Genomic DNA, 17,868 nt, shown 5'->3' with positions numbered 1-17,868 from the left:
GGCGCCCCGCTCACTCCTCGAACGCGAGCGAGAACCAGGAGGCCATGGCATCCAACGCCAGCGGCGAGAGGCGGATCGCGCGGCGGCGGCGGCTGTTGGGGGAGGTGCGATGCTCGTCCAGCAAACCGCGCCGCTCCATCGTGCCGACCTGCCCCACCACGACGCTGAGCGACAGGCGCAGCGTCTCGCTCAATTGCTCAAGCGTCAGCGCACCGCCCTCCAGTTCCGCCTGATAGAGGGCCAGCAATATATCCCAGGCGGGGTCGGCAAAGAGATTTTGCCCGAACAGCATCGCCCGCACACGGCGAGCCTCCAGATAGCGGGCAAGGATGGGAAGCTGGTCATTCCCGTCCCCGTCCAGAATGGCGGGTTCTTCCTTGCGGGCGTGAAAATTGGTCAGGCAGCGTTGCAGCGCGACCACCAGGTCCACCGCTTCCTGGCTCGGCAGGTGGCGGTCAGGCGGGATATGCGCGGTCATTGATCTTTTTCCGGTCGAGTTCGATACCGATGATGGTGAAGAGCAGCAGCGGGATCACCCAGACAGTGCTCAGCCCGGCATAGATGCGCTCCGAAAAGCCGGGCAGCATCATCGTCACGACATGGGTCAATACGGTCATCAACTGGCTGGCCGTCGCCCAGATCGGCCAGTAGCGGTTGCTGCGCATCATCAGCCAGATGAGGCAGCCCAGCAGCAGGGCGTCGACCAGCATCAGCCAGATCTGGGTCGCGTGCCACGACCCGGCCAGTTGCGCCGGAATGGTGAGCAGCACGCAGCCCAGAAAGGCGGTGGTGAACCACCGGCCGTCCCGGCCGCCGAAGACAAGGGCAAAGACGCAGCCGAAGGCGGTCAGCATCCAGAAGAAAAGGGTCAGCCAGAAGGAAGCCACCGTCATCCACATTTCCGATTGAGAGGGGGGGCAAAGGTCATGCGGACGCGGTGGCCTCCACCTGAGCAGGGGCGGTGCGACTGCACCGGACCATCTGCTCGGGTCTTGTGATTAAAGCGTTTTCCAAGCAGGTGGAATCACCTGCTGCCTCGAAAAACGCGGTGAACCAAAAACCTGGAGCAGCCGAGCCGATGCAATCGGATCGGAAACTGCTCCAGCGGGTTTTCGTCAGGCGACCAGGGTCAGGTGGCGCGCCGTTTCCTGCTGCTCCAGTTCCAGGCCGATCGGGCAACCGACCGACGTGACCGGAATGGCGCTATGTTCGAGGCAGCGGGTCAGCAGGGCGGTGGCGCGGATCATGTCGCTGCGGCCCTCGATGATCTTGGTCGCGCTGTCGTGAATCTGCTTCAGGATGCGCTGGCTTTCGCTGGCGGTCAGGCCCGATCCCTGCGACGCGGTAAGGAAGGCCGTGGTGAGTTGCGCGGCATCGACCAGCGCGCTGTCGAAAGCGGCGAAAGCCTGGCGGGTCTGGTCGGCGACGGCCTGGGTCTTGATGGGGTCGAGGTTGAGCACAAGTCTTCTCCTTCGCACCAACCCTAGCCCGGCGGTGCGTTGTTCGGCATAGCGATGTTCGGATGGATCAGCCCAGGACCGTAAAGGCCCCGGCAATGAGCAGCAGCAGGGTGACGACACCAACCCCGGTCAGGACCGCGGCGCGGATCATCGCCAACAGGCGGCCATCTTTACTCAGTTCATTGGTCGATCCCCCGAGCGGCGGGCCGAAGGCGAGGATGCGGTTCAGGAGCGTCTTGTGCTCCATCTGCTCATCCGGCCTGTCCGGCTGAGCAAGGGATGACGCAGGTTCGGGATCGGAGGCAAGCGGCTCCGGTTGATATATCAAAGGCTGATATGTGTCACTTTGGGGCGGCTGTTCCGCAGTCGAAACGAACAGGCGCGCGGCTTCCTTGCGCGATGGCACGCCGAATTTGCGCAAACTGGTGCGGACGCGCTGGTCGACCGTATGCTCCGACACATGGAGCTGGCGCGCGATCTCCTTGGAATTGAAGCCCTGCGCCACCAGCCGCAGGCACTGCTTTTCCCCCTCGCTCAAGGCCGGAAGGGTATCCGCCACGTCTTCATTCCTCCTGCGTGCGCCTCCGGTCTGCGACATCGACCGGCATCGAAAGGCCCCACGCCTTCCCTAGCTTGCGAACCAGCCGTTATGATTCGGTTCACGCTGGACCTGAATTCGCACGATATGGGCAACAGGCGCAATGCAGATGGCCGGCGCGCTTGTCCACCGCGCCGGCCAAATATGTCTGCAACCATGCTTGACGGCTTAGCTACTTTTCTTGCTGTCCTGCTTCGCCTTGTGCGTAGCGAGCAGCGCATCGATTTCCACGATGCGCAGGCGCTGTGGCGTATCCTTCGCCAGACCCTTGAGACGGCATTCGGCCCAGAGCGCCTTGCGCTCGCTATTGAGCGCCTTGGAGTAGAGATCGGCCATGGTGATGGCTCCTGTTCAAAAGCAAAGGGCCGGCGCCTTTTAGACGCCGACCCTTTCATAATCCGTCAGCTCTGAAAAATCAGGCGGTTCTTCTGTTCGGACCGCCCTGAAAAATCAGGCGCTCTTGGCCCGGCTCATGCGCTTGCGCTCGTTCGGGTCGAGGAAGCGCTTGCGCAGGCGGATCGTCTTGGGCGTCACTTCGACCATTTCATCGTCGTCAATATAGGCGATGGCCTGTTCCAGCGTCGCCTTCTTCGGCGGGGTCAGGCGAACGGCGTCGTCCTTGCCGCTGGCGCGGAAGTTGGTCAGCGCCTTCGACTTCATCGGGTTGACTTCAAGGTCTTCGGGCTTGGCGTTTTCGCCGATGATCATGCCTTCATAGAGCGCTTCGCCCACGCCGACGAACAGGATGCCGCGCTCTTCCAGCGGACCCAGAGCGTAAGCATTGGCTTCGCCCGCGCCGTTCGAAATGAGGACGCCATTCTTGCGGCCTTCGATCTTGCCCTTGTGGGGGCCGTACTTCTCGAACAGGCGGTTCATGATGCCGGTGCCGCGCGTGTCGGACAGGAATTCGCCATGATAGCCGATCAGGCCGCGCGACGGCGCGGAAAAGGTGATGCGGGTCTTGCCGCCGCCCGACGGGCGCATGTCGGTCATTTCCGCCTTGCGGATGTTCATCTTGTCGACGACCGTGCCCGAAAACTCGTCATCGACGTCGATAACGACGGTTTCATAGGGTTCGGTCTTGCCGCCATTTTCGTCTTCGCCAAACAGCACGCGGGGACGCGAAATGCCGAGTTCAAAGCCTTCGCGGCGCATGGTTTCGATGAGAACGCCGAGCTGCAATTCGCCACGGCCAGCGACTTCGAAGCTGTCCTTGTCGTCCGATTCGGTCACCTTGATAGCGACGTTGGATTCGGCTTCGCGGGCCAGACGATCGCGGATCATGCGGCTGGTCACCTTGGTGCCTTCACGGCCCGCCATCGGCGAATCGTTCACGGCAAAGCGCATCGACAGGGTCGGCGGATCGATCGGCTGGGCCTGGATCGGTTCGCTGACCTGCGGGTCGGCGATGGTGTTGGAAACGGTCGCGACAGTCAGGCCGGCTAGGCTGATGATGTCGCCAGCCTTGGCTTCTTCCACGGGGACGCGGTCCAGACCCTGAAACGACATGATCTTCGACGCACGGCCGGTTTCGATCACGTTGCCGTCCATGTCGAGCGCGTGGATCGGCTGGTTGACCTTCACCACGCCCGACTGGACGCGACCGGTCAGGATACGACCCAGGAAGTTGTCACGGTCGAGCAGAGTCACGAGGAAGCTGAACGGCGCGTCCTGATCCAGCGACGGCGGCGGGACATGGTCCACGATCTTCTGGAACAGCGGCTCCAGCGTGCCTTCACGGCGCTGGGCATCGTCGCTGGCATAGCCGTTGCGGCCCGAAGCGTAGAGGACGGGGAAGTCGAGCTGTTCGTCGGTGGCGTCCAGCGTCACGAACAGGTCGAACACTTCGTCCAGCACTTCCTGGATACGCTCGTCGGGACGATCGACCTTGTTGACGACGACGATGGGTTTCAGGCCCAGCGCCAACGCCTTGCCGGTCACGAACTTGGTCTGCGGCATCGCGCCTTCCGACGAGTCGACCAGCAGGATCACGCCGTCGACCATCGAGAGGATGCGCTCCACCTCACCGCCGAAGTCGGCGTGGCCGGGCGTATCGACGATGTTGATGCGGGTGCCGTTCCATTCGACCGAGGTGGGCTTCGCCAGAATGGTGATGCCGCGCTCCTTTTCCAGGTCGTTCGAGTCCATGGCGCGTTCTTCGACGCGCTGGTTGTCGCGGAACGTACCGGACTGGCGGAAAAGCTGGTCGACGAGGGTGGTCTTGCCATGGTCGACGTGCGCGATGATGGCGATATTACGCAGGGACATATTGTGCCTTCGGGATTCGGGTTCTCCCGGCCGGCACCACGCCTGTCCAGGACTATCGGGCGCGCCCCTACAGGAAATGATGCGATGCGGCAAGGGTAACGGGCAGATGGCGGATCGTCCTGCCCGATCCGTCCATCCTTTGGTCAAAGAAGGAGACGCCCATGACCGACAGCCCGCTGATCAGCCGCCGTTCCCTGATGCAGGCCGCCGCGATCGCCGCACCACTGGCGCTGTCGGCAGAGATGCTGTCTGCGGCGGGCAAGCCCGCCCTGCGCGAAGCGATGATCCTCGATCCGGCGATCCGCTATTTCAACGCGGCGAACATCGCGCCGACCTTCCGCAGTGTGGCGGCGGTGCATGAGCGGGAGACGCGCGCCTTCCAGACGGACCCGTCGGTCGAGCGGCGCGCGCTCTATCCCAAGGCTGCGGACGCGCTGCGCGACCGGCTGGCAAAGCGTCTGAACGTCACGGCGCAGGAAATCGCGCTGGTCCGCAATTCGAGCGAGGCGAATACGGTTGCCGTACGCGGGCTGGCGCTCAAGGCCGGCGACCGGATCATCCTGACCGACCATAATCATCCGTCGACCTGGGATAGCTGGAAATTGCGGACGGAGCGGGAGGGGCTGGACCTGCATGTCGTGCCGGTGCCTGTCGAAGCGAAGTCCGCGCAAGAGCTGTTCGACGGCATCGCTGCGGCCGTGACCCCGAACACCAAGGCGATCTTCCTGTCGCATATGAGCAATATCACCGGCATCATCTATCCGATGGCGCAGATCGCCCAGTTGGCCCGGTCGAAGAATATCTGGCTGCATGCAGATGGCGCGCAGACCTTCGGCTGGATGCAGCTGGATTTGGCTGCGCTGGGCGTGGACAGCTATTCGGGCAGCACGCATAAATGGCTGATGGGGCCACTGGAAGGCGGGATGCTCTATGTGAAGCGGGAGCGGCAGGCGGAATTGCAGCCGATCATGATGAGCCATGGCTATTGGCTGACCGACGAAGCGAACCTGAACACCGCCCAGAAATACGAGATTTTGGGCCAGCGCGACGATCCCCGCCTGATGGCCTTCGCCGCGACGCTGGATGTGCTGGACGGCGTGGGGCAAGCCGCGATCGAGCAGGCGGCGCGGCAGCGGGCGGCCTCGATGCGGCAGGCGCTGTCCGCCGTGCCGGGCGCCAAGCCCTTCGGCAGCGGCGTGGACGCCATTACCGGCCCGGTCATCACCGTGGCCTTCCCCGGCCGCGATGTGCCGGCATTGCGTGCGAAGCTGTGGCAGGCGAAGATCGCCACCGCCGCGTCCAAGATCGGCGGCGGCGCGGCGATCCGCTTTTCGCCGCATATCTATAATAGCGATGAGGATGTCGCGGCGGTGATCGAGGGGCTGCGGCGGGGCTAAACCTCCTTCTCCCGTGGAGGGAGAAGGATACGAAGCCTTACCGCGTAGCGGTTAGGCGAAGTTGGATGAGGGGGATTGGCGCAGCTTCAGCGCATTAGTGTGAGGTTGCAGCCCCCTCACCCAGCTACGACTGAGGCAGCAAGCTGCCAAGTCTTCGCAGCCCTCTCCCCCGCAGGGAGAGGGATCAAAGCCCCCTTGCTTTACAAAAGCGCAATTGCCCCTTGCTCCACGGACCGACCTTTCTATGGTGCGGCCCGTCGCCAATAATATACCATATCCTTGCAAGGAGCCTTCCCCGATGCGGTCTGCCGCTATCCTGTCCTTCGCCTCCCTCATCGCCCTCGCCTCCCCGGCCCTCGCGCAGAAGGATGCGCCCGACGCCGCCAAGCAGCATGCCGACAAGGTCGCCGAGGAGGTCGCAGCCAACTGGGCCACGGCCCCGGTCGAGGAAGTCACCCAGAGCAGCAAGGGCACGGCCCGCGTCGATGGCAAGGTGATCCCCTATACCCAGACCGCCGGCACGCTCACCATCCGCGATGAAAAGGGCAAGCCGATCGCCAGCATGTTCTACACCGCCTATACCGCCGCCGGTAAGAACCGTCCCGTCACCTTCCTCTATAATGGCGGCCCCGGTTCGTCGTCACTGTGGCTGCGCATGGGCAGCTTTGCGCCCGAACATGTCCGCACCGGCAATCCTGAAGCGGTGAAGCCCGCGCCCTTCGACGTCGGGCCGAACAATGACAGCCTGATCGGCAGCACCGACATGGTGTTCCTCGACACGATCGGGTCGGGCTATTCACGCATCCTAGGCGATGCCAAGCCGTCCGATTTTTACAGCGTCGATGGCGATGTGGACGCCTTTGCCAAGGCGATCATCCGCTACACGACGAAAAATGCCCGCTGGGCGTCGCCCAAATATATTTTCGGGGAAAGCTATGGCACGACCCGGTCGGGTGCGCTCGCTTATCAGCTGGAGGATCGCGGGCTGACGCTGAACGGCGTTGTGCTGCTGTCGTCGATCATGAATTACGGCATCCGCCAGTCGGGCTTCGATGCGATCCATGTCGGCTATCTGCCGAGCTATGCCGCGACTGCCTGGTATCATAATCGCGTGCCCGGCGGCCGTCCCGAAAACCTGGAAGCGTTTGTCGAGGAAGCGCGCGTCTTTGCCAACGGCGCTTATGCCACGGCACTGCTCAAGGGCTCGGACATCAGCGCGCAGGAAACGGACCAGATCGCCCAGCAATTGAGCCGCTTCACCGGCCTGTCGGTCGAGTATCTGAAGCGCGCCAATCTGCGCATCAGCCTGTCCCGCTTCCGCAAGGAATTGCTGCGCGACGGGCATGAGACGATCGGCCGTTTCGACAGCCGCTACAAGGGCATCGACGCCGACGCGGCGGGCGAGGAGCCGGAATATGATCCGTCCAGCACCGGCATCACCGGCCTTTATGTCGGCAGCTTCCTGGATCAGGTGACGAACAAGATCGGCTACAAGACCGACCTGTCCTACCGCCTGAGCGCGCGCGAGGGTGGCGACTTCAAGTGGGACTGGAGCCATTCGCCCCCGGAAGGCGGCAAGCAGAATGTCGCGGACGTGACCGCCGACCTTTCCGCCGCGATGCGCACCAACCCGCATATGCGCGTCCTGTCGCTCAATGGCTGGTACGACATGGCGACGCCCTTCTTCTCGACCGAGCGCGATTTGAAGCACATGATGCTGGAGCCGGCGCTGCGCCAGAACCTCCAGTTCAAATATTATCCGGCGGGCCACATGGTCTATCTGAACCCGGAGGCGCTGCACCAGATGCGGCTGGATATGGAGCGTTACTACGCCGAGGGCGCGCGCTGAACGATGAAGGGGGCGGTGGCGACACCGCCCCTTTTCAATAGCGCAGCTTCGGATACCAGTCCGCCGGGCGGCCCTCCGGCGTCAGGTCGAGAATCGACCAGAGCGAAGCGATATCCGGCGCATCACGGGGGTCTTGCCCCGGATCGGCCATCTCGCCCGTCATCTCGCTCATCCAGAAGAGGCGGACGCCCGCGCCATCCTTGCGGAACACGACCAGCGCGGGATATTCGCCGTCGGGCGTCAGCAGGCCCAGATCATTAGCATAATCGTCGCCGATCGTCTGGACGAAGTCGGTGTTGCGCCAGCCCCGCTCCTGCGCGAAGGCATATTGCCGCTCGATCGGGCTGCGGCCGAAAATCTTGTAGGCGACGCGCTGCTTGATATCGGCGGCATTGCCGTCGACTGATCCGATCCAGTTGGTGCACATCGGGCAAGGCCGGTCCCGCTCCGGCCCGTACATCCAGAAATAGGCGACCAATGCGTCCTTGTCGCCGAACAGGTCGGACAGGCCGACTTCGAACCCCTGTTCGTCTTTGAAGCGATAGTCTTTTTCGATCAGCGGGCCGGGCGGCAGCGCCTGCCGTCGCTCGACAAGGCGGGTGGCATGGCGGCGAAATTCGATTTCTTCCGCCAGCAAGGTCGTGCGGGCATCGCGATAGGCGGCGCTTTCGCCGGGAAAGCGGGCTTTACGATGGGTGACAAGCTCGGCGACGGGTTTCAGGCTGGCCATGGCAGGTTCCTCTCCGGTCAAGATTGCCAAGCAATGCCGCACCATCCTATATCGTTCCCCGGACCAAGGCTTGCACCAAGGTGTATTATCACCATATTACACGGCAAGCCGCTCATGGCGACTGGAGACGATATGGCCACCACTGCGCCCACCACGACTGCCACTGCTGACACGCTGAACCTGACCCCGCCCGATCCGGTGCCGGCAGTTGCGCCCGAAAAGGCGGCGGGCCTCGTCCCGATCGAGGATGAGAAGAAGTCGAAGCTGGACGAGAAAGTTGACGCCTTCGTCGCCGATCTGGTCGCACAGGATGCCAATTCGCCCGAGTTCGGCGCGCGCGTGGACCAGTTGACCAATATGGGCCGCAAGGAAATCGCGGAAGCCGCGGGTCACAGCAACCGCTTCCTTGATCGGCCGGTACGGGCGATGGACAGCGATACCAAGGTCGGCGCGGATCTTGCCGAACTGCGCCGCACGGTGGAAGACCTCGATCCCGGCAAACGCGGCAATCTGCTGGCGCCCAAGAAGCTGTTCGGCATCATCCCTTTCGGCAACAAGATGCGCGACTATTTCGACGGCTATAAGAGCGCGCAGGGCCATATCAATTCGATCCTGGGGTCGCTAGCCAGCGGCAAGGACGTGCTGATCAAGGATAATGCCGCGATCGACGTCGAGCGCCAGAATATGTGGCAGACCATGGGTCGGTTGGAGCAGATGATCCATATCAGCAAGACGATGGACGCCCGGCTGGAAGACAAAGCGCTGGAACTGGATTCGTCCGATCCGGCCAAGGCAAAGGCGATCCGTGAAAGCGCGCTCTTCTACATCCGCCAGCGCACGCAGGATCTGCTGACGCAGATGGCCGTGACGGTGCAGGGCTATCTGGCGCTGGATCTGGTGAAGAAGAACAATGTCGAGTTGGTGAAGGGCGTCGATCGCGCCAGCACGACCACCGTGGCGGCGCTGCGCACGGCGGTGACGGTGGCGCAGGCGCTGGCCGGGCAGAGGCTGGTGCTGGAGCAGATCAGCGCATTGAACACCACGACCGCGAACATGATCGACCGGACCGGCGAACTGCTCAAGAGCCAGACCGCGCAGATCCATGAGCAGGCTGCGTCCAGCACGATCCCGATCGAGACGCTCCAGCGCGCGTTCCAGAATATCTACGACACGATGGACAATATCGACGCCTTCAAGCTGAAGGCGCTGGAGAATATGAAGACGACGGTTAATACGCTGTCGGGCGAAGTGGAAAAGTCCAAGGGCTATATCGCCCGTGCCGAGGGTCAGGCGCAGGCCGCCAAGGAAGTGCGCGCGGACAATCCCCTGCTGAGCGCGATCGAGGGGTGAACGATATGCTTCCCCCACCTCCGTTCGGGCTGAGCCTGTCGAAGCCCTGCCCTTCTTGCAGAAAAGAAGAGGCCCTTCGACAAGCTCAGGGCGAACGGGCTTTGGAGCAAGACCTGTGAGCCGGTCCGACCGCGTGCTGGCCGATGCGGAGGCGGTGCTCCGCCGCCACAGCGATCGTGGGCGCAGCCTGTCGAACCGCGCGCGGCAGCGGCGCAATGCCGGACTGATGCGGAAGGTCAAATATGCCTTCTGGGCGGTGCTGGCGATATTGCTGGGCAGTGCGGTGGCGGGCTTCGTCCTGCCGCTGGGCACCACCGGCGTCATGATCGTGCTGGGCGTCATGATCGCGGCCGTGCTGCTGATCGCCCTCGCGCCGACGGAAGGCCGGGTGAAGGCCGAAGCGCTGGCGCAGACCGAACTCGCCGCCCTGCCGCTCAAGACCGAAATCTGGCTGGAGAACCAGCGCAAGGCACTGCCCGCCCCCGCTGTCACGCTGGTCGACAGCATCGGCGTCAAGCTGGAAGCGCTGGCGCCGCAACTGGAGCGGCTGGGTGAGCAGGAACCGGCCGCGCAGGAAATCCGCCGGCTGCTCGCCGATCACCTGCCCGAACTGGTGACAGGCTATCAATCGATTCCCGCCCCGCTGCGCCGGGAAGAGCGCAATGGGCGCGTGCCCGAAAAGCAGCTGGTCGAGGGCTTGTCCGTCATCGACGCCGAAATCAGCCGGATGAGCGAGAGCCTGGCCAGCGGCGACCTCGACAAATTAGCAACACAGAACCGGTTTCTTGAACTGAAATATCAGGAAGCCAAGGAACTCGGGGCCTAGCGCCGTCTTGTCCCTATCATGATCCATCTGACGCTCATCATCGTCGATTTTCTGACGGGCCTGCTGGCGGCCGGTGCCTGGGCGCTGGCGTCCGCCGGTGGGGCGATCGCCGCCGTGGTCGGCGGTGGCTTTCTGGGCGTGTCGCTCTTCCGCCGCCTGCGGCGCAAAAGCTGACGCCTTGCGGAGCGTCCGCCCGCGCTACTGATCCAATGATGTCAGGAAAAGTCGCCCCGGACGGCCGATGACGCGTGCAGTTCGCCAGCAGGCCGTCCGGGATCGCAACATTGCATGACTTTGGAGAGGGCATGACAACGTTGTCCCGGCGCTCTAGCTGATTCGGTATGGCGACGCAACCGGATTTGCAGATGCCAAATATGCGAAGGGCGCGGCTGCCTGATGACAGCCGCGCCCCGATCGACACGATGATACCGAAAATCAGCCCGCGTAAAGGTTGGTCGGCAATCCGCGTACGCCGGTTTCAACCTCGAAGAAGCCGCCGTCATATTCGGTCGGATCGTCGAGGCCCACGGTCGCGCTGCTGACGAACATGCGGTCGAGGTTGGGGCCGGCGAAGGTGATGTTCGTCACCTGCCGCGCGGGCATGGCGATGGCGCGGTCCAGCTTGCCCTCCGGCGTAAAGCGACTGATCCGGCTGCCGCCCCAATGGGCGACCCAGATATGGCCTTCCGCGTCCACGGTCATGCCGTCGGGATAGCCATCCTCCTCGCCGAACTGGATGAACGGCTCGCGCTCGCTCACGCCATCCTCCGTCCGGCGGAAGCGGTACATCTGCTTCTTCGCGGTATCGCTATGATAGAGCCACTGGCCGCAGGGCGAGAAACAGGGGCCGTTGGGCACGCGATAGTCGCTGTCCACCACGGTCCAGTTGCGATCGGGCGCGAGGCGATAGAGCGCGCCGCGATCATGTTCCTCGCCCATGTCCATCGTGCCGCACCAGATGGCCCCCTGCGCATCCGCCTTGCCATCATTCATCCGGTTGCCGGGGAAATGCGGCTCCGGATCGCCGAACGGCGTGATCGTCAGTGGATCGAGGCTGATGTCGGCAAAACCACTCTGGAAACCGCCGATGAAGCCGCCGGCCTCACGCTCCGCCACCCAGCCGAGCGGCTCTGGCATGGCGAAGCGTTCGACCGCACCGCTCTCCAGCGATAGCCGGTTGAGCGCCGGGGCGAGGATATCGACCCAGTAGACCGCGTTGCCGCGCGCCGACCAGAGCGTCCCCTCCCCCAGCGTGTCGGCGACGCCTCGGTCGATCAGCCGCCATTCGGGCATCAGCGGGCCACCGACAGGCGATAGACCATTTCATGATGATAGGGTTTGCCGGGATCGACACGGGCCGACAGGAAGTTCGGCTTGTTGGGCGAGTCCGGGAATTTCTGCGGCTCGAGCGCGATGCCGTCGCCCATGCGGTACACATGGCTCTGCTTGCCGATGAAGGTGCCATCTAGGAAATTGCCGGTATAGAATTGCACGCCCGGTTCGGTCGTCAAAACTTCAACCACGCGACCTGACGTCGGGTCTTCCAGCCGTGCGGCCAGTTCGGGGGTCTTGGTCGCGCCCTTGTCCAGCGCCCAGTTGTGGTCATAGCCACGGCCGGCGATGATCTGCGGATCGCGACCATCGCGCAGCCCATCCGCCACGCGGCGGGGTGCGCGAAAATCGAACACGCCGCCCTCTACGGGCTTCAGTTCACCGGTGGGGATCAGGTTCGCGTCGACCGGGGTATAGGCCTTGGCCGGGATCGTCAGCAGATGGCCCATCGCGCCATCGGGCGATCCTTCGCCCTGAAGGTTGAAGATGGCATGGTTGGTCATGTTGACGATGGTGGGCTTGTCGGTCTTCGCGTCGAAGGCGATGCCGAGGTTGCCGGCCTCGTCCAGCGTATAGGTGACGGTCACGTCCAGCTTGCCGGGATAGCCCGAATCGCCGTCCGGGCTGGTCAGACCCAGTACCAGACTGGCCTTCGGCCCGCTCTTCAGGGACACGACCTTCCACACCTGCTTGTCGAAGCCCTTGCCGCCGCCATGCAGCGAATTGACCTTGTCATTGAGGGGAAGCTGATAGGCCTTGCTGTCGAGGCTGAACTTGCCACCGGCGATGCGGTTGGCATAGCGGCCCACGGTCACGCCGAAGAAATTGGGATGATCGACATAATCCTTCAGGTCGTCATAACCGAGCAGCACGTCCGCGATCTGACCATCCTTGCCGGGGCCGGACAGCGACTGGAGCGTCGCACCATAGGTCAGGATCTTCGCCGATACGCCCGCGCCATTCTTCAGCGTGATCGTTTCGATCGCCGCGCCATCGGCCGTACCGGCGGGGGCGCGGCTGGCGTCGGCGGCAAGGGCGGTTCCGCTTGCCATGGCGAGAGCCAGAGCGCATGACAGCGCTGTTTTCAAATCGACGACCTTTCGCATGGACTTCCTCCCGAAAAACGCACGCCCATTGACGGGCGGTTGAGGGGGATATACTCCGACAAAATAAGCAGGCGCAACCCTTGATCGGGCGGCCTGCTACTGGAACTGCACTGGAGAAGGATGAATGGCAGGACCGATCTCGTCTGGCGCTGCGCCTGTCGCAACGCATAACCCCGGCACGCGCTACGGCCCTGCGCTCGCGTTGCTCGCCAGCCTCTTCTTCATGTGGGGCTTCATCACCGTCATCAACAATACGCTGCTGCCCCATCTGCGCAGCGTGTTCGACCTCAGCTACACCCAGACGACCTTGATCGAATCGGTCTGGTTCATTGCCTATTTCTTTGCCTCCATTCCTTCGGCCAAACTGATCGAGCGCGTGGGCTACCAGAAGTCGATGGTTATCGGCCTGCTCGTCATGGCGGCCGGCGCGCTGGGCATGACGGTGGCGGCGTCGATCCCCTCCTATGGCGTGACCCTTGTCATGCTGTTCGTGATTGCCAGCGGCATCACCCTGCTTCAGGTCGCGGCCAACCCCTATGTCGCGGTCGTCGGCAAGCCCGAAACCGCCTCCTCGCGCCTCAACCTCGTGCAGGCGATGAACTCGGCCGGCACGATGCTGGCCCCGATGTTCGGCGCCTATCTGATCCTTGGCCGGTCGAAGGGCGGCACGGCACAGGGCGAAGTCGTCCTGACGCAAGCCGAACGTCTGGCCGACGCCCAGTCGGTGGTCCTGCCCTATGTGATCGTCGCCGTCGTGCTGGCGGTGCTGGCCATCGTCATCGCCCGCTTCCCCCTGCCCGCGATGGGCAACGCGACGCAGCGCCATAACAAGGAAGAGCGCAAGAAGCATTCGCTCTGGAACCACCGCAATCTGGTGTTCGGCATCCCGGCGATCTTCATCTATCTGATCGCGGAAATCGGCGTCGCCAATCTGTTCATCAACTTCGTCAGCCAGCCCACCATCGCCAACCTGACGCATGAGCAGGCGGGCAATTATTTGACCCTGTTGTGGGGCGGGATGATGGTCGGCCGCTTCGCCGGTTCGGCGATCATGCAGAAGTTCGATGCGGGCCATGTCCTCGCCGCCTTCTCGATCGGCGCTTTCATCGTGATGCTGGTCACCGTCTTCACCACCGGCCCGGTTGCCATGTGGTCGCTGATCCTGGTCGGCCTGTTCCACTCGATCATGTTCCCGACCATCTTCACCCTCGGCATCAAGGGGCTTGGGCCCCTGACTGAAGAAGGTTCGGGCCTGCTGATCATGGCGATCGCCGGTGGCGCGCTGGTGGTGGTGCAGGGCTGGCTGGCCGACCATTATGGTTTGCAGACCAGCTTCCTGCTGACCGCCGCCTGCGAACTCTACATCCTCTTCTACGCGCTGTGGGGGTCGAAGACGACCCACGCGCTGCCGGATCAGGTGATCGCAGACTAACTAGAAAGCCATATTTCAGACAGGAAAAAGGCCGGAGCGGACATGCCGCTCCGGCCTTTTTTCTTTGCGGCAGCTGTGCATCGGCCTATCCGGCATGGCTTCGCAAATAAGGAACCCGCCATGGCCGACATCCTGCTTTTTTCCTACGGCACGTTGCGGCAGGTCGAGGTCCAGATGGCGCTGTTCGGCCGACCAGTGGCGGGCGTGCCCGACGCCCTGCCCGGCTTTCGCCAGCGCATGATCGAGATCAGCGATGCGGAGGTGATCGCCAAGAGCGGCACGAAATGGCACCCGATGGTCGAGCCGAGCGACGATCCGGCCGATGCGGTGGAGGGGCTGCTCTTTCGCCTGACGCCGCAGGATATCGCCAGCGCGGATGCCTATGAGGTCGACTATGTGCGGCGGGCGGTGACGCTACGCTCGGGGCTGACGGCGTTCATCTATGGGGACAGGGACGACTGACACCGCCCGCCTGGATGGCGGATTTGAGTGGGGAGCGGACGCTCAGTTTTAGCCGTCATCCCAGCGAAGGCTGGGATCTCTCTATTCTTTCAAGCGCATCGCCAGAAGAAGTGAGATGCCAGCCTTCGCTGGCATGACGGGAGTTGACCGTCAGCCGACCATCGCGCTGGCCGTATCCTCCAGCGCCAGGTCGACCAGCACACCCATCGCTTCCGCCGCCGCCTGCGCATCGCCCGCCGCGATCGCATCATAGACGCGGACATGGTCGGGGATCGGATTGCGCGGCAGAGCGCGGGCGCGCTGTTTATATTGCGTCGTCCAGTTGACCGCCGCGCCGATGCTCGCGGTCAGCGTCAACAGCGCATCATTGCGCGTGGCGTTCAATATCGCATTGTGGAAATCGCGGTCAGCCGCCCGCCCCGCTTCGGTAGCCAGCGTATGGCGGCGCATCGCGGCCAGCGCATCCTTCATGATCCGCAGATCGTCCTTGTCGCGCCGCTGCGCCGCCAGCCGCGCAGCGGCCGGCTCGACGATGGCGCGCAGTTCGAAGAGGTCGCGCACGAACTGGATGTCCGGCTCTCCGGCAAAGGCCCAGGCCAGTACTTCCGGGTCGAGCAGGTTCCAGCGATTGCGCGGCAACACCCGCGTCCCCGCCTTGGGCCGGCTTTCGACCAGCCCCTTGGCCGTCAGCACCTGAATCGCTTCGCGATAGGCGCTGCGGGAGACTTCCAGTTCCTCGGCAAAGGCCACTTCACCCGACAGCGTGTCGCCGGGCGCATATTGGCCGGACAAGATCGCCATGCCCAATTTATGTGCAATCGCCCCGTGCAGCCGACGCCCCGGACCCCGGACCGCCTTCGCCGCGCCACCATTGTCCGTCTCATCCCTGTGCAAAGACGGATTTTCCTTCACCATTCCTGCTCCTCTCGCCTCTCCCCAATGAGGCACAACCCTCGCTACAATACAAGCATTGCCATTACCATCATCCTGTAATATGTCGGAGTAATTACCGGATTCACCGCCGCCGCCCTCGCCATCATGGCGATGTCGGGCGCGCGGCGAAATGTCTTGCACGTTGGATTGAGCGCCATGGTTGAGGCGCGCGGGAGGAGAGTTTTCATGACATTGCGCCTGTTGCAGCACCGTTCGGACAATGGCGATCGGTCGGTCATCGCCGCTCAGGGCGACGCTGCCTGGTTCGTGCCCGGCTTCACCAGCATCCGCGCGCTGGCGCTGCACGCGATCGCGCAGGGCATTGACCTGACCGCCGCCGTCGACGCCGCCGGCAAGGGCGATCCGATCGACATCGCCGCCGAATTCGAAGCCAACCGCCTGCTTGCGCCCATCGACCATGAAGATGGCGCGCATGTCCAGCTGACCGGCACCGGCCTGACCCATCTGGGTTCCGCCGAAGGCCGCGACAAGATGCACCGCGAAGCCGCCGCCGTCGAAAAGCAGACGGACTCAATGCGCATGTTCCTGGAAGGCCTCGAAGGCGGCAAGCCCGCCGCCGGTGAAGTCGGCCAGCAGCCCGAATGGTTCTACAAGGGCGACGGATCGCAGCTGGTCGGCCCGACCGACGCGCTGACCATGCCCGCCTTCGCCAAGGATGGCGGCGAAGAGCCGGAGCTGGCCGGCATCTACCTGATCGGCGAGGACGGCACGCCCTATCGCCTCGGCCTCGCGCTCGCCAACGAGTTCAGCGATCATGTGACCGAGCGCCACAATTATCTGTGGCTCGCTCACTCCAAGCTGCGTCAGGCCGCGCTTGGCCCGGAACTGCTGGTCGGCACCCCGCCCGAGCATATCGAAGGCGCCAGCCGCATCATCCGCGACGGCGAAACCATATGGGAAAAGCCGTTCCTGTCGGGCGAAGGCAATATGTCGCACAGTTTCGCGAATCTGGAACATCATCATTTCAAATATGATCTGTTCCGCCGCGCCGGCGACGTGCATGTCCATTTCTTCGGCACTGCGACCCTGTCGTTCAGCGACGGCATCGTGCCGCAGGAAGGCGATGTGTTCGAAATCATCGCCGCGCCCTTCACCCTGCCGGTGCGCAACCCGCTGAAGCGCGCTGCCCCCGTTCAGGTCGCCGTCAAGCAACTCTGAACCCATCGACATGGACCCGATCCGCATCGCGATCGTGGGCATAGGCAAGATCGCCCGCGATCAGCATGTGCCCGCGATAAGGGGCAATAGCGCCTTCAGCCTGGCCGCCACCGTCAGCCCGCATGATGCGGGCCTGGATGGCGTGCCGCACCATGCCAGCCTGGACGACCTGCTTGCCCAGGGGCCGGCGGTCGACGCCATCGCCCTCTGCACCCCGCCGCAGGTCCGTTACGACCTTGCGACGCAGGCACTGAAGAAGGGCATCCACCTCTTCCTCGAAAAGCCGCCCGGCGCGACTTTGGCGGAAGTGGAGGCCCTGAAGGCGCAGGCCGACAAGGTCGGCGTCAGCCTGTTCGCCGCCTGGCACAGCCGCTTCGCCGCCGGGGTCGCCCCGGCGCGCGCATGGCTCGCCGAACGGCGCATCGACAAGGTGTCGATCGTCTGGCGGGAGGATGTCCGCGTCTGGCATCCGGGTCAGGCATGGATCTGGCAGCCCGGCGGCCTTGGCGTGTTCGATCCGGGCATCAACGCCCTGTCGATCGTCACCCACATATTGCCGCGCCCCTTCTTCCTGAAGGACGCGACTTTGGTGCTGCCGGAAAACCGCGCTGCACCGATCGCCGCCGACCTTGCCTTCCGCGATACGGCTGGCGCATCGATCCACATGGATCTCGACTGGCGCCAGACCGGCCCGCAAAGCTGGGACATCGTCGTCGACACCGATGCCGGGACGCTGAAGCTGTCCCATGGCGGCGCGGTGCTGACCCTGCCCAGCGGCACCGATCATGGCGAAGATGTCGAATATGCCGGCCTCTATGCCCGGTTCGCCACGCTGATCCGGGGCGGCCGGTCGGATGTCGACACCAGCCCGCTGCGGCTGGTCGCTGACGCCTTCCTGCGCGGCACCCGTGAAACGACCGAAGCTTTCCACGACTGACATTTCCAA

The 17,868-nt window shown here is 63.6% G+C and carries 19 protein-coding genes; 9 read left to right on the top strand and 10 right to left on the bottom strand.

Going from position 1 to position 17,868, the window contains the following annotated elements; all coding sequences use genetic code 11:
• Positions 1 to 10 precede the first annotated feature (10 nt).
• From RQH62_RS01190 to typA, 6 genes are all read right to left on the bottom strand, one after another.
• A complete protein-coding gene (locus RQH62_RS01190) occupies positions 11 to 478 on the bottom strand; it encodes a MarR family transcriptional regulator (protein ID WP_311266913.1) in 468 nt (155 codons plus the stop codon).
• Positions 456 to 893 (bottom strand): hypothetical protein, encoded by a 438-nt coding sequence (locus tag RQH62_RS01185; RefSeq protein WP_311266912.1) that lies wholly within the window; start codon positions 891 to 893, stop codon positions 456 to 458. Before RQH62_RS01185 ends, RQH62_RS01190 begins: the two co-directional genes overlap by 23 nt.
• Before the next feature lie 222 nt (positions 894 to 1,115).
• On the bottom strand, positions 1,116 to 1,460 hold the full coding sequence (locus tag RQH62_RS01180) for a hypothetical protein (RefSeq protein WP_056687147.1): 345 nt from the start codon (positions 1,458 to 1,460) through the stop codon (positions 1,116 to 1,118).
• A gap of 67 nt (positions 1,461 to 1,527) precedes the next feature.
• Positions 1,528 to 2,058: a helix-turn-helix transcriptional regulator gene (locus RQH62_RS01175; protein ID WP_311266911.1), complete on the bottom strand. Its 531-nt coding sequence runs from the start codon at positions 2,056 to 2,058 to the stop codon at positions 1,528 to 1,530.
• A gap of 168 nt (positions 2,059 to 2,226) precedes the next feature.
• The gene (locus RQH62_RS01170) at positions 2,227 to 2,394 is read right to left on the bottom strand and encodes a hypothetical protein (protein ID WP_311266910.1); all 168 of its coding nucleotides are present in this window, start codon (positions 2,392 to 2,394) and stop codon (positions 2,227 to 2,229) included.
• Between the two features lie 114 nt (positions 2,395 to 2,508).
• Positions 2,509 to 4,326, bottom strand: coding sequence for a translational GTPase TypA (typA, locus tag RQH62_RS01165; protein ID WP_311266909.1), 1,818 nt, complete (start codon positions 4,324 to 4,326; stop codon positions 2,509 to 2,511).
• 161 nt (positions 4,327 to 4,487) lie between these two features.
• On the opposite strand from typA, the gene RQH62_RS01160 reads away from it, so the two are divergent.
• Positions 4,488 to 5,723: an aminotransferase class V-fold PLP-dependent enzyme gene (locus tag RQH62_RS01160; RefSeq protein WP_311266908.1), complete on the top strand. Its 1,236-nt coding sequence runs from the start codon at positions 4,488 to 4,490 to the stop codon at positions 5,721 to 5,723.
• A 298-nt stretch (positions 5,724 to 6,021) separates the two neighbouring features.
• Positions 6,022 to 7,572, top strand: a complete 1,551-nt coding sequence (locus RQH62_RS01155; RefSeq protein ID WP_311266907.1) for a S10 family serine carboxypeptidase-like protein — start codon at positions 6,022 to 6,024, stop codon at positions 7,570 to 7,572.
• Positions 7,573 to 7,606: 34 nt separating this feature from the next.
• Here RQH62_RS01155 and RQH62_RS01150 read toward each other — a convergent pair whose 3' ends face one another.
• Positions 7,607 to 8,302: a DUF899 family protein gene (locus RQH62_RS01150; RefSeq protein ID WP_311266906.1), complete on the bottom strand. Its 696-nt coding sequence runs from the start codon at positions 8,300 to 8,302 to the stop codon at positions 7,607 to 7,609.
• 132 nt (positions 8,303 to 8,434) lie between these two features.
• Here RQH62_RS01150 and RQH62_RS01145 point away from each other — a divergent pair, with 132 nt between their 5' ends.
• The 3 genes from RQH62_RS01145 to RQH62_RS01135 all read left to right on the top strand — a co-directional run bounded on the left by RQH62_RS01145 (position 8,435) and on the right by RQH62_RS01135 (position 10,652).
• The gene (locus tag RQH62_RS01145) at positions 8,435 to 9,652 is read left to right on the top strand and encodes a toxic anion resistance protein (RefSeq protein WP_311266905.1); all 1,218 of its coding nucleotides are present in this window, start codon (positions 8,435 to 8,437) and stop codon (positions 9,650 to 9,652) included.
• 115 nt (positions 9,653 to 9,767) lie between these two features.
• Positions 9,768 to 10,478 carry a hypothetical protein gene (locus RQH62_RS01140; protein ID WP_311266904.1) on the top strand — a complete coding sequence of 237 codons (711 nt, stop codon included), beginning with the start codon at positions 9,768 to 9,770 and terminating at the stop codon, positions 10,476 to 10,478.
• An 18-nt stretch (positions 10,479 to 10,496) separates the two neighbouring features.
• Entirely contained in the window at positions 10,497 to 10,652 is a 156-nt protein-coding gene (locus RQH62_RS01135; RefSeq protein WP_311266903.1) for a hypothetical protein, read from the top strand.
• 261 nt (positions 10,653 to 10,913) lie between these two features.
• Here RQH62_RS01135 and RQH62_RS01130 read toward each other — a convergent pair whose 3' ends face one another.
• Both RQH62_RS01130 and RQH62_RS01125 read right to left on the bottom strand, forming a co-directional pair.
• Positions 10,914 to 11,771 (bottom strand): SMP-30/gluconolactonase/LRE family protein, encoded by an 858-nt coding sequence (locus tag RQH62_RS01130; RefSeq protein ID WP_311266902.1) that lies wholly within the window; start codon positions 11,769 to 11,771, stop codon positions 10,914 to 10,916.
• Positions 11,771 to 12,916, bottom strand: a complete 1,146-nt coding sequence (locus tag RQH62_RS01125; RefSeq protein ID WP_311266901.1) for an aldose epimerase family protein — start codon at positions 12,914 to 12,916, stop codon at positions 11,771 to 11,773. The genes RQH62_RS01130 and RQH62_RS01125 overlap by 1 nt, the downstream gene beginning before the upstream one ends.
• 124 nt (positions 12,917 to 13,040) lie before the next feature.
• On the opposite strand from RQH62_RS01125, the gene RQH62_RS01120 reads away from it, so the two are divergent.
• On the top strand, positions 13,041 to 14,348 hold the full coding sequence (locus RQH62_RS01120) for a sugar MFS transporter (protein ID WP_311266900.1): 1,308 nt from the start codon (positions 13,041 to 13,043) through the stop codon (positions 14,346 to 14,348).
• 120 nt (positions 14,349 to 14,468) lie between these two features.
• Complete coding sequence (locus RQH62_RS01115) at positions 14,469 to 14,810, top strand: gamma-glutamylcyclotransferase family protein (protein WP_311266899.1); 342 nt, start codon at positions 14,469 to 14,471, stop codon at positions 14,808 to 14,810.
• 150 nt (positions 14,811 to 14,960) lie between these two features.
• Here RQH62_RS01115 and RQH62_RS01110 read toward each other — a convergent pair whose 3' ends face one another.
• Positions 14,961 to 15,725 carry a FadR/GntR family transcriptional regulator gene (locus RQH62_RS01110; RefSeq protein ID WP_311266898.1) on the bottom strand — a complete coding sequence of 255 codons (765 nt, stop codon included), beginning with the start codon at positions 15,723 to 15,725 and terminating at the stop codon, positions 14,961 to 14,963.
• Between the two features lie 204 nt (positions 15,726 to 15,929).
• On the opposite strand from RQH62_RS01110, the gene araD1 reads away from it, so the two are divergent.
• Together araD1 and RQH62_RS01100 are read left to right on the top strand one after the other, a co-directional pair.
• Positions 15,930 to 16,922: an AraD1 family protein gene (gene araD1 / locus RQH62_RS01105; RefSeq protein WP_311266897.1), complete on the top strand. Its 993-nt coding sequence runs from the start codon at positions 15,930 to 15,932 to the stop codon at positions 16,920 to 16,922.
• Positions 16,923 to 16,932: 10 nt separating this feature from the next.
• A complete protein-coding gene (locus RQH62_RS01100; RefSeq protein ID WP_311266896.1) occupies positions 16,933 to 17,859 on the top strand; it encodes a Gfo/Idh/MocA family oxidoreductase in 927 nt (308 codons plus the stop codon).
• Positions 17,860 to 17,868: the final 9 nt, after the last annotated feature.

Origin of the sequence: Sphingobium sp. WCS2017Hpa-17 (genome assembly GCF_031843765.1) — a bacterium.
Lineage (GTDB): Bacteria > Pseudomonadota > Alphaproteobacteria > Sphingomonadales > Sphingomonadaceae > Sphingobium.
The sequence above is the reverse complement of the archived record's forward strand: the minus strand, read 5'-3'. Positions and strand labels throughout refer to the sequence as shown.